We start from the raw sequence: 11,511 nt of genomic DNA on the forward strand, positions 1-11,511 counted from the left end.
GATGGATATCGCGCCTGTAACATCCCCGCCCCGAGGCCTGCGCGGCCAGCGTGGCTTCACCCTGATCGAGATCATGGTCGTGGTGGTGATCCTCGGGATCCTGGCAGCCATGGTGGTGCCCAAGGTCCTGGATCGCCCGGACCAGGCACGGGCCACGGCGGCCAGGCAGGACATCGCCGGGCTCATGCAGGCCCTCAAGCTCTATCGCCTGGACCACGGCAGCTACCCGAACATGAACCAGGGCCTGAAGGTGCTGGTGGAGCGCCCGGCCAATGCCAAGGACAGCAACTGGCGCTCCTACCTGGAACGTCTGCCCAATGACCCCTGGGGCCGCCCGTATCACTACCTCAACCCCGGTGCCAACGGCGAAGTGGATGTGTTTTCCCTCGGCGCCGATGGCCAGCCCGACGGCGACGGCGTGAATGCCGATATCGGCTCCTGGCAACTATAGGGCCGGTCGTGAAAGCCCATTCGCCCAGTGCGGCGAAGCAGCGTGGCATGGCCATCATCAGCGCCTTGCTGATCGCCGCGGTGGTGGCGGTGATCGCCGGGGGCATGCTTACCCGGCAAACCTCTTTCACCCGTGCGGTGGAAGCCGAACAGGCGCGGATCGTCGCTGCCGGGGTGCTTCAGGGCGGCCTGGAATACAGCCGGCAACTGCTCTGGGACACGCGCCAGCGTGATGTGTTGACACGCCTCGACCAGGCCTGGGCGCGGCCCATCGGCGACCAGGCCCTGGGTGGATTCAACGCCGGGTTCCAGGGCCACCTGCAAGACCTGCAGGGCAAGTTCAACCTGCGCAACCTGGTGTTCAACCAGCAGGTGGATGCGGGGCAACTGCAGAGCTTCCAGCAGTTGTGCCAACTGATCGGCATCGACGGCGCCCTGGGCCGGCGCATCAGCCAGCGGGTGATCGCTTCCTACCCCCAGCGCCTGCAGGCGCCAGCCGCCACCAGCAGCCATGGCAGTTTCAACAGCGGTCGCCAGACCTCGGCAGGCGCTGCGGCGCAGACCCTGGCGCCCAGGCAGCCGATGCTGCGCAGCCTGGACGACTTGCTGGGCCTTGAGGGCGTGACCCCGGAACTGCTGGCGCGCCTGGAGCCGTACGTGAGCATCCTGCCGGGCAATACCTGGATCAACGGCAACACCGCCAGCGCCGAGGTGCTGGTGGCGGCGGTGCCGGGCCTGGATCTGTCCCGGGCCCGGGCCCTGGTGGCCGAGCGTGACGCCGGGCACTGGTTCATCAACCGTGGCGACTTCGTCAATCGCCTGCGCCTGCCGCAGTTGCAGGTGGACCAGATCAAGGTCGGCATCACCAGCGAGTGGTTCCTGCTTCAGGGCCAGGCCCGCCGTGATCGGCGCCGGGTCAGCCTGCAAGCGCTGCTGCACCGTCCCGAGGACCGCATGCCCCAGGTGATCTGGTCGCGGGTGGGCGCATGAGCCGCCTGCGCATCGGCCTGCCGCCCCTGGACTTGTTGCTCGGCACCGAGCAGCCGCAGCAGTGCCGGGTGGATTTTGCAAGGTTCGATCGCGGCGGGCGGGTCACGGATACCGGTTGCTGTGCCCTGGGCCAACTGGGGTTGCCGGGCAAGGGGGACAAGCCGCCCGCAGTGGAGTGTTTCCTGCATCCACTGGACAGCCTGCTGACCCAGATCCCATTGCCGCAATTGCCCGCTGCGCGGATCAAGGCCGCGGTGGCTTGCGCTGCCCAGGCGCTGATCCTCGGCCCCAGTGAACAGATGCATGTGGCCCACGGCCCCCGGGATGCAGAGGGCCAGGTGGCGCTGAGCTGGCTGCCCCGGGAACGCCTGCAGGCCCTGGGGCGGCTGCTGGAGCAGGCCGGGTTGAAGCTCGCCGGCCTGTACCCGGCGCCCTACGCCTTGCCGGTGCCGCCCCCTGGGCAGATCAACCTGTGCCTGCTGGACGAGCAGTTGCTGGTGCGCCAGAGCGCCACTCAGGGCAGCGTGCAGCCCCTGGTGGCCGAGACCCTGGAGCAGTTGCGCGCCAGCGCCAGCGAGCTGTGCTGGATCGGTGAAGTGCCAGCGCTGCCGGGGCAACCATTGCCAGCGCCAGAACCCCTGCCAGCGCAATTGTGCTGGAGCGGCACGCCGCCTTCCTGGGGCCTGCACAGCGGCGCGCTGGCCGGCACCCGCGCCCCCCAGGGCTGGGGCCGGGCCCTGGGCTGCTGCGCCCTGGCGGTGGCGGTCTGGGTGCTGGGCCTGAACCTGTACGCCGCCCGCGAGGCAGAGCAGGGGCAGCGGCTCAAGGCGCAGATGAGCCAGCGGGTGAAGCAGGTATTCCCCGAATTGCCGGTGGTGCTCAATCCGTTGCAACAGGCTCGCCAGCAACTGGCGGCGCGCCAGAGCGGCGCTGCGGCGGACCCGAGCCAGGGCTTCGCCCACCTGCTGGCCCAGGCGGGGCTGGCCATGCCGTTCATGGTGGGCAGCGTGCAAAGCCTGGAGTTTTCCGGGCAGCGCTTGCAGCTCCAATTGTTGCCAGACACCCCGAAAACCGCCGACAGCGCCTGGCAGGGGGCCCTGATCCAGGCCGGCTACAGCGTCCAGGCCCAGGGCAATGGCTGGAGCCTGGCCCCGGGGCAGGCTCCAGCCGAAGAGAGCACAGCCGAGGCAACGGGAGAAGACAATGAATAAGGCCATGCTGGCGCCGTATCGGGCGCGCTGGTCGCGCCTGCGGGCCCAGGCCCTGGGCCACTGGAACGGCCTGGCCCTGCGGGAAAAGCGCTTGCTGGGGGCCACTGCCCTGGGGTTGCTGGGGCTGTTGCTGTGGTTGCTGCTGATCCAGCCGCCGCTGAAGAAGATCGACTACTGGCAAGCCGAGACACCCAAGCTGCGCTCCCAGGCCGAGGCCCTGGAAGTGCTGCTGCACGAGGTCGCGGCAGGCCCTCGCAATGCCCCGGGCGAAAGCCTGGAACAGGCCCTGCGCCAGGCCCTGGATGCGGCCGGGCTCCAGGGCCGCTACCAGTTGCAACACGCGGATCAAGCCGGCCCCGAGAGCTGGCGGTTGACCTTTGAGCAGGCCCCGGCGGATGCCGTGGTCGGCTGGCTGCTGGGGGCTCCCCGGCAGTTTTCACTGCAGGTGGTGGAGGCTCGTCTGCAACGCGCAGACGCGGCCGCCGCCCAAGACTCGGCAGGCACACTGTCCGGGACCGTTCGCATGGATCAGGCGCAGGGCGCTAAGGAAGCTTCATGAAGTGGTCAGGTTCCAACTACGTGCGCCAGTGTCGCAAGGCCGCACCTTTTCTGCTGCTGGCGCTGGGGGCTTGCAGCAACACCACCTCCACCACGCCGCCGCCCTTGCTGGTGGACAGCGAGCTGGGCCAGCCCCTGGCCGACACCCGGCGCAGCGGCGATCTGCTGGCGGACCGCGAGCGCTTGCAGGCGCAACAGGCGCAACGGCCGAAAGTCCTGCACCCGGTGACCAGCAGCAGCCGCGCCCAGGGCACGTCGCGCAGCACCAGCGTGCCGCGCAATCCTCTGGGGGATCAGCCGGTGCAGTTGAACTTCGTCGACGCCGATATCCAGGCGGTGGTGCGCGCGCTGTCCCGTTCCACCGGCCAGCAGTTCCTGGTGGACCCACGGGTCAAGGGCAACCTGACCCTGGTCAGCGAAGGCCAGGTGCCGGCGCACCAGGCCTACGACATGCTGCTGGCGGCCCTGCGCATGCAGGGTTTCTCCGTGGTGGACGTGGGCGGGGTGGCCCAGGTGGTGCCCGAAGCCGACGCCAAGCTGCTGGGCGGGCCGATCTACAGCGCCGACAAGCCGGCGGGCAACGGCATGCTGACCCGCACCTTCCGCCTGCAATATGAAAATGCGGTGAACCTGATTCCGGTGCTGCGGCCCATCGTCTCGCCGAACAACCCGATCAATGCCTACCCGGGCAACAACACCATCGTGGTCACCGACTACGCGGAGAACCTGCAGCGGGTGGCGCAGATCATCAACGGCATCGACACCCCGAGCGCCATCGACACCGATGTGGTGGCGGTGCAGAACGGCATCGCCGTGGACATCGCCACCATGGTCGCCGAACTGCTGGAAACCCAGGGCGCCGACCAGACCCAGAAGATCAGCGTGATCGGCGACCCGCGCTCCAACTCCATCATCATCCGCGCCGGCAGCCCGGAGCGCACCGAACTGGCGCGCAACCTGATCTACAAACTGGACAACGCCCAGAGCAACCCCAGCAACCTGCACGTGGTGTACCTGCGCAACGCCCAGGCCGGCAAGCTGGCCCAGGCCCTACGCGGGCTGCTCACCGGGGAAAGCGACAGCGCCGGCAGCGACGGCGCCCGGGCCATGCTCAGCGGCATGGGCGGCAACAGCCAGGGCGCCCAGGGAGCGAGCCAGAACAGCAGCGGCACGCCCACCGCCAGTGGCAACCTCAACAACAGCAGCAGCGGCAGTGGTGCCTACGGCCAGGGCAGCAGCGCCGGCCAGGGCGGCACGGGCCAGCAGAATGACCAGAACACCGCCTTCAGTGCCGGTGGCGTGACCATCCAGGCCGATGCCACCACCAACACCTTGCTGATCTCGGCGCCGGACCCGCTGTACCGCAACCTGCGGGAGGTCATCGACCAGCTCGACCAGCGTCGCGCCCAGGTGGTGATCGAGAGCCTGATCGTCGAAGTCAGCGAAGACGATGCCAGCGAGTTCGGCGTGCAGTGGCAGGCCGGCAATCTCGCCGGGCGCGGCGGCTTTGGCGGGGTCAACCTCGGCGGCAGCGGGCTGGTGGGCACGCCGGCGAGCAAGACCAGCATCGACGTGTTGCCCAAGGGCCTGAACGTCGGCGTGGTCAACGGCACGGTGGACATCCCGGGGATCGGCAAGGTGCTGGACCTCAAGGTCCTGGCCCGGGCATTGAAGAGCAAGGGCGGCACCAACGTGTTGTCGACGCCCAACCTGTTGACCCTGGACAACGAGGCGGCGAGCATCTTCGTCGGCCAGACCATTCCCTTTGTCACCGGCAGCTATGTGACCGGCGGTGGCGGCACCAGCAACAACCCGTTCCAGACCGTGCAGCGTGAAGAAGTGGGCCTGAAGCTCAATGTGCGGCCGCAGATCTCCGAAGGCGGCACGGTGAAGCTGGATATCTACCAGGAGGTCAGCAGCGTCGACCAGCGGGCTTCGGTGGACGCCGGCACCGTGACCAACAAGCGGGCGATCGACACCAGCATCCTGCTGGATGACGGGCAGATCATGGTGCTCGGCGGCCTGCTGCAGGACGGCTACAGCCAGAGCAACGACGCAGTGCCGTGGCTGTCGAACATCCCCGGGCTCGGGGTGCTGTTTCGCAACGACAAGCGCAGCGTGACCAAGACCAACCTGATGGTGTTCCTGCGGCCCTACATCATTCGCGACAGTGGCGCGGGGCGCAGCATTACCCTCAATCGCTATGACTTCATGCGCCGGGTACAGGGCCAGTTGCAGCCGGAGCGCAGTTGGGTGATGCCGGATATCCAGGCGCCGCAACTGCCGGCGGCGAGCAAGGCGATCCCCGGGGCAGTGCCGGTGTCCCTGCAGGGCGTACCGCAGACGCCGCGGGCGCCGATTCGCGCGGTGCCGGTGCAATGAACGGGGCAAAGGGGCCCCAAATCCGGGCTGCCAAGCCCCTCGTAGGCGCCGGCTTGCCGGCGAAGCGGCCCGTGGATCGGGCGCTGATCTTGCTGGCGCCTGCGCTGGCAAGCCGGCGCCTTATGGGGGATGCCCCCATTCATTTCCAGGCCGGCGGGCATCGCGGGTTTCACCGTGGCAGCCCACGCAATGGCGCCGCACCCCACAAGGAGCCACAGCCATGACCACCCAGTTGCCCTACGCCTGGGCCAAGTCCCAGCGCATCCTCCTGCGCCACACCGAGCAGGGCGCGGTGCTGCTGGTGTGCCCCTCGACGCCTGGCTGGTCCATCAGCGAAGCCCGCCGCCAGTTCGGCCCGGCGCGCCTGGAGCGGATTCGCGACGAGGAACTCGACGGCCTGCTGGCCACCGCCTACGCCGACACCGGCAGCGCAGCAGCGGTGGTCGGGGCAGCGGAGAACGAGGTGGACCTGGACCGCCTGATGCAGGACATGCCGGAAATCACCGACCTGCTGGACACCCAGGACGGCGCTCCGGTAATCCGCATGATCAACGCCTTGCTCACCCAGGCCGCGCGGGACGAGGCCAGCGATATCCATATCGAACCCTTCGAGACCCATTCGGTGGTGCGCTACCGGGTCGACGGCACCCTGCGCGACGTGGTGTCGCCACGCAAGGCGCTGCACGGCGCGCTGGTGTCGCGGATCAAGATCATGGCCCAGCTGGACATCGCCGAAAAACGCCTGCCCCAGGACGGGCGCATCGCCCTGCGGGTGGCCGGGCGGCCCATCGATATCCGTGTGTCCACGGTGCCCACCGGGCATGGCGAGCGGGTGGTGATGCGCCTGCTGGACAAGCAGGCCGGGCGCCTGCAACTGGAGACCCTGGGCATGGACCCGGACCTGCTGGCGCGCCTGGATACCCTGATCCGCCAGCCCCACGGCATCGTCCTGGTCACCGGGCCCACCGGCAGCGGCAAGACCACCAGCCTCTACGCGGCCCTGGCCCGGCTGGATGCCAGCACCAGCAATATCCTCACCGTCGAGGACCCGGTGGAATACGACCTGCCGGGCATCAGCCAGATCCAGGTCAACGCCAAGATCGACATGACCTTCGCTCTGGCCCTGCGGGCGATCCTGCGCCAGGACCCGGACATCATCATGATCGGCGAGATCCGCGACCTGGAGACCGCGCAGATCGCGGTCCAGGCCTCGCTCACCGGGCACCTGGTGCTGGCGACCCTGCACACCAACGACGCGGTATCGGCGGTCAACCGCCTGATCGACATGGGGGTGGAGCCGTTTCTCCTGGCCTCGTCGATGCTCGGGGTGCTGGCCCAGCGCCTGGTGCGGCGCCTGTGCAGCCAGTGCAAGGAGCAGGACCCGGCCAACCCCGGCACCTGGCGCCCGGTGGGCTGCCCGGCCTGCAACCACATCGGCTACAGCGGGCGAACCGGGATCCATGAGCTGTTCTGCATCGATGACGATGTGCGCAGCCTGATCCACCAGGGCGCGGAGGAGCAGGCCCTGCGTGCCGCCGCGCGCCGGGCCGGGATGTTCAGCATGCGCGAGGACGGCGAACGCTGGGTGCGCAGCGGCGCCACCGCGCCGGAAGAAATCCTGCGTGTGACACGGGACGCCTGATGAATCGCTATCGCTATGAAGCCGCCGACGCCCTCGGCAAGATCGAATCCGGGCACCTGGAAGCCGACAGCCAGGGTGCGGCCTTCGCCAGCCTGCGCAGCCGCGGCCTGACCGCCTTGCTGGTACAGCTCGATGGCAACGGCGGCGACGGCGGAGCAGGGGGGCTGCTGCGCCCCAGGCTCTCGGACAACGACCTGGCCTGGGCCACCCGCCAGCTGGCCAGCCTGCTGGGGGCCAGCCTGCCGCTGGAGGCCGCGCTGAGCGCCACGGTGGAGCAGGCCGAGCGCAAGCACATCGCCCAGACCCTGAGCGCGGTGCGCGCGGATGTGCGCAGCGGCATGCGCCTGGCCGAGGCCCTGGCGGCGCGGCCCAGGGATTTTCCGGAGATCTACCGGGCGCTGATTGCCGCCGGCGAAGAGTCCGGCGACCTGGCCCAGGTCATGGAGCGGCTGGCGGACTACATCGAAGAGCGCAACGGCCTGCGGGGCAAGATCCTCACCGCCTTTATCTACCCGGGGGTGGTGGGGCTGGTGTCCATAGGCATCGTGATCTTCCTGCTCAGCTATGTGGTGCCTCAGGTGGTCAGTGCCTTCTCCCAGGCGCGCCAGGACCTGCCGGGGCTGACCCTGGCCATGCTCAATGCCAGTGATTTCATCCGTGCCTGGGGCGGCCTGTGCTTTGCCGCCATGGTCGCCGGGTTCTGGGGCTGGCGGGTGTACCTGCGCAACCCCCGGGCGCGCTTGAACTGGCACAGCCGGATCCTGCGCCTGCCGCTGATCGGGCGCTTTGTCCTGGGGCTGAACACCGCGCGTTTTGCCTCGACCCTGGCGATCCTCGGCAGCGCCGGGGTGCCTTTGTTGCGGGCCCTGGAAGCGGCGCGCCAGACCCTGTCCAACGACCGCCTGAGCCAGAGCGTGAGCGAGGCCACGGCCAAGGTGCGCGAAGGCGCCAACCTGGCGGCGGCGCTGCGGGTGGAAAAAGTCTTTCCGCCGGTGCTGATCCACCTGATCGCCAGCGGCGAGAAGACCGGCGCCTTGCCGCCGATGCTGGAACGGGCGGCGCAGACCCTGTCGCGGGATATCGAGCGCCGGGCCATGGGCATGACCGCCTTGCTCGAACCCTTGATGATCGTGGTGATGGGCGGTGTGGTGCTGGTGATCGTGATGGCGGTACTGCTGCCGATCATCGAGATCAACCAGCTGGTCACCTGAACCGCACAACCCCGCCCGACCTGACCCCGTCCGGCCCGGCCCGGTCCGTAGGCGCTGGCTTGCCAGCGAAGGCGTCGGCAGCGGCGATGCAGGGCTGGCGGGCCTCTTCGCTGGCAAGCCGGCTCCTACGAGAGCGAAGCGGTGGTGCGAAGCACAGGGCAGGGCAGCCATAAAATTTCGCGCCGCGTGCCTCACTCCCGACCGGGCAACGGGCCAACCTCGGGTTCCTCGTTCTGTCATGTTCAGACCCGGTGGCCAGCCCCCTCGGCGCTTGCAGGGCAATGCCGCTTCCAGCCCCGGCAACCTGGCGGTCATTTTCCCGGAAAAGGCGCGAAAACCTCGGACAAACACCCGAGAATCTTTTGCAAAAACAGCCGCTTTCTCCCGAGGTTTTTTCCTTTATCTGTCACCGGAAACTGCGAACTTCTCTCCCCATGGCCTCACCCATCAAGCCGTCTGGATCAAGGCTTCTGGCCCGAGTGCCATGGCGTCATGCAAGAGCTATTCACCCAACGTACGAACACGACGAAAGGAGATTCTTCATGTTTAAGCGCAACGTTCTCGCGGCATCCCTGACCCTGGCTGCCCTGTGCTCGGCACAGGCTGCAATGGCTGATATCAACGGCGGTGGCGCAACCCTGCCACAACCGCTGTACCAGACCGCTGGCGTACTGACCGCCGGCTTCGCTCCCTACATCGGCGTAGGCAGCGGCAACGGCAAGGCTGCCTTCCTGAACAACGACTACACCAAGTTCGTGGCCGGCACCACCGGCAAGAACGTGCACTGGGCCGGTAGCGATTCCAAGCTCAGCGCAGCAGAGCTCAAAGGTTATGAAGACAATCACCAAGCGGCCTGGGGCAAGCTGATCCAGGTGCCTTCGGTGGCCACTTCGGTTGCCGTTCCATTCAACAAGGCCGGCACTGCTGCCGTTGACCTGAGCGTCAATGACCTGTGCGGCGTGTTCTCGGGGCGCGTTTCCAAGTGGGAGCAGCTTCCGACTTCGGGCCGTACCGGCGCCATCACCGTGGTTTACCGCAATGAAAGCAGCGGCACCACCGAGCTGTTCACCCGCTTCCTGAACGCCAAGTGCGCCGAGACCGGCACCTTCGCCGTGACCACCAACTTCGCTTCCAGCTACTCGGGCGGCCTGCCTGCCGGTGCGGTTGCCGCTGTTACCAGCCAAGGCGTCATGGACGCGCTGAACGCTGGCGACGGTCGCATCACCTACATGAGCCCGGACTACGCCGCGCCGACCCTGGCCGGCCTGGACGACGCTACCAAGGTGGCCAAGGTGGCTGGCGTTTCCCCGGCGCCTGCCAACGTTTCCTCGGCTATCGCCGCGGTTGCCGTGCCTGATACCACTGTTCGTGGCGACCAGAACCTGTGGGTTCCTGTCTTCACTTCCCAGGCCAACATCGACGCCAACCCAAGCGACAAGAGCCTGCGCCTGTACCCAACCAGCGGTTACCCAATCCTGGGCTTCACCAACCTGATCTTCAGCCAGTGCTACGCCGACGCTAACCAGACTTCGCAAGTACGGGCTTTCTTCAGCCGTCACTACGGTGCCCTGGTGAACAACGACACCGCCATCAACAACAACCGCTTCGTGCCTCTGCCAGCTGCCTGGAAAACCGCAGTACGTGACTCGTTCGTCACTGCCTCCAGCGGCCTGAGCATCGGTAACGCCAGCGTCTGCAACGCCATCGGCCGTCCGCTGTAACTCTCGCGTCCGATACCTGCAGCACCCGGATCAGCAACGGTTTCGACCGTTGCTGATTTTTTTCATGCTCGGCACAACGGTCCGGCACGAGTGCTCGCCCGTCCTGATACGACAGGAGTCATGTCATGTTCAAAATGCATTGGTTAGCCACGTCACTGGTGGGCAGCGCCCTATGTGCCCAGTTGGCCCTGGCGGATATCAACGGTGGCGGGTCGACGCTGCCGCAGTCGTACTACCTGGCGCCCGGCGTACTGACGGCGGGTTTTGCGCCCTACATCGGCTCTGATCTCGGGGACAAGGAAGCCTTTCTGAACAACGACTACAACCGCCTGATTCCGGGCGCCCCTACCCGGAACGTGCACTGGGTGGCCACTGAATCGAAGTTGAGAGGCAGCGAGCTCGACGGCTACTCCATGGCCCATGGCGCGAGCTGGGGGCCGTTGATCCAGGTGCCCGTCGCCGCCACGGCGGTGGCGATCCGCTTCAACAAGGCCGGCATTGGCAACCTGGACCTGAGCGTCAATGACGTGTGCGGGATCTTCTCGGGCCGGCTGGACCGTTGGGAGTACCTGTCGAGCGGTGCAGGCACTTACGGACCACTGACGGTGGTCTACCCGCAAGGGCCCAGTGGCACCACCGAGCTGTTTACCCGTTTTCTCAATGCCAAGTGCTCTGAACCGGCCGGGCCTTTCGCGGTGACCCGGTTCTTCGCCAACGCTTATCCAGCCTCGGTGCCACAGACCGCCAAGAGCGCGCAGGGCAGCCCCCAGATCATGGAAGTGCTCAATGCAACCCCGGGGAGTGTGACCTTCATCGGTTCGAGCCACGCATCCAGCACCCTTGCCGGGCTGGAAGATGGCAGCAAGGTAGCGCGGGTAGGGGGGATAGCCCCGACACCGGCGAACATCGTCAACGCCATCAGCCTGATCAGCCCGCCGACGGCGAACCTATCGACCGGCCCGTTCAGCGACCCCATCAGGTGGGTACCGGTGTTCGCCGCTTCGTTCGATGGCAATGACCCCTCGGTGGTGCCATTTCCCAGCGTCGGTTATCCGATCCTGGGCTTTAGCACCGCGATTTTCAGCCAGTGCTACGCCGATGCGGCGCAAACCGCCCAGGTGCGGGCGTTCTTTGCCCGCCAGTACGGTTCGCTGGTCACTAACGATGCGGCACTGCTCAACAACAACCTGCAACCCTTGCCGGCGATCTGGAAGGCCGCGATACGGAACGCCTTCGTGACGCCCGCCAGCCTGCGTAGTATCGGCAACCCCAATATCTGCAACGCCATTGGCCGACCTTTCTAGCCGGCCAGCGCCGCTTGCCCCTGCCTGCCGCCGTGGCACGCA

General features: G+C 67.1%; 9 protein-coding genes. All 9 read left to right on the top strand.

Annotated features, from left to right (window positions below):
• The first annotated feature begins 1 nt into the window (after position 1).
• Positions 2–451, top strand: coding sequence for a type II secretion system major pseudopilin GspG (gspG, locus tag A9971_RS25840; protein ID WP_011061045.1), 450 nt, complete (start codon positions 2–4; stop codon positions 449–451).
• Positions 452–459: 8 nt separating this feature from the next.
• Complete coding sequence (gene gspK / locus A9971_RS25845) at positions 460–1,440, top strand: type II secretion system minor pseudopilin GspK (RefSeq protein ID WP_182999876.1); 981 nt, start codon at positions 460–462, stop codon at positions 1,438–1,440.
• Positions 1,437–2,651 carry a type II secretion system protein GspL gene (gspL, locus tag A9971_RS25850; protein WP_182999877.1) on the top strand — a complete coding sequence of 405 codons (1,215 nt, stop codon included), beginning with the start codon at positions 1,437–1,439 and terminating at the stop codon, positions 2,649–2,651. Before gspK ends, gspL begins: the two co-directional genes overlap by 4 nt.
• Positions 2,644–3,210: a type II secretion system protein GspM gene (gene gspM, locus A9971_RS25855; protein ID WP_015635434.1), complete on the top strand. Its 567-nt coding sequence runs from the start codon at positions 2,644–2,646 to the stop codon at positions 3,208–3,210. Before gspL ends, gspM begins: the two co-directional genes overlap by 8 nt.
• Entirely contained in the window at positions 3,207–5,591 is a 2,385-nt protein-coding gene (gene gspD / locus A9971_RS25860; RefSeq protein WP_065363918.1) for a type II secretion system secretin GspD, read from the top strand. The genes gspM and gspD overlap by 4 nt, the downstream gene beginning before the upstream one ends.
• 220 nt (positions 5,592–5,811) lie before the next feature.
• Positions 5,812–7,233: a type II secretion system ATPase GspE gene (gspE, locus tag A9971_RS25865; protein WP_015635436.1), complete on the top strand. Its 1,422-nt coding sequence runs from the start codon at positions 5,812–5,814 to the stop codon at positions 7,231–7,233.
• Positions 7,233–8,444, top strand: coding sequence for a type II secretion system inner membrane protein GspF (gene gspF / locus A9971_RS25870; RefSeq protein ID WP_011061051.1), 1,212 nt, complete (start codon positions 7,233–7,235; stop codon positions 8,442–8,444). Before gspE ends, gspF begins: the two co-directional genes overlap by 1 nt.
• A 542-nt stretch (positions 8,445–8,986) precedes the next feature.
• Positions 8,987–10,165, top strand: coding sequence for a substrate-binding domain-containing protein (locus A9971_RS25875; protein ID WP_041117934.1), 1,179 nt, complete (start codon positions 8,987–8,989; stop codon positions 10,163–10,165).
• 125 nt (positions 10,166–10,290) lie between these two features.
• The gene (locus A9971_RS25880; RefSeq protein WP_103291126.1) at positions 10,291–11,469 is read left to right on the top strand and encodes a substrate-binding domain-containing protein; all 1,179 of its coding nucleotides are present in this window, start codon (positions 10,291–10,293) and stop codon (positions 11,467–11,469) included.
• The last annotated feature ends 42 nt before the right edge of the window (positions 11,470–11,511 follow it).

It is taken from the genome of Pseudomonas sp. UME65 (assembly GCF_014170225.1).
GTDB classification, from domain to species: domain Bacteria; phylum Pseudomonadota; class Gammaproteobacteria; order Pseudomonadales; family Pseudomonadaceae; genus Aquipseudomonas; species Aquipseudomonas protegens.

What these genes read in the sequence shown, in the direction of transcription:
- gspE (WP_015635436.1), top strand. Translation starts at nt 5,812, where the DNA reads ATGACCACCCAGTTGCCCTACGCCTGGGCCAAGTCCCAGCGCATCCTC.
- A9971_RS25880 (WP_103291126.1), top strand. Translation starts at nt 10,291, where the DNA reads ATGTTCAAAATGCATTGGTTAGCCACGTCACTGGTGGGCAGCGCCCTA.
- gspM (WP_015635434.1), top strand. Translation starts at nt 2,644, where the DNA reads ATGAATAAGGCCATGCTGGCGCCGTATCGGGCGCGCTGGTCGCGCCTG.
- gspD (WP_065363918.1), top strand. Translation starts at nt 3,207, where the DNA reads ATGAAGTGGTCAGGTTCCAACTACGTGCGCCAGTGTCGCAAGGCCGCA.
- gspL (WP_182999877.1), top strand. Translation starts at nt 1,437, where the DNA reads ATGAGCCGCCTGCGCATCGGCCTGCCGCCCCTGGACTTGTTGCTCGGC.
- gspG (WP_011061045.1), top strand. Translation starts at nt 2, where the DNA reads ATGGATATCGCGCCTGTAACATCCCCGCCCCGAGGCCTGCGCGGCCAG.
- gspF (WP_011061051.1), top strand. Translation starts at nt 7,233, where the DNA reads ATGAATCGCTATCGCTATGAAGCCGCCGACGCCCTCGGCAAGATCGAA.
- A9971_RS25875 (WP_041117934.1), top strand. Translation starts at nt 8,987, where the DNA reads ATGTTTAAGCGCAACGTTCTCGCGGCATCCCTGACCCTGGCTGCCCTG.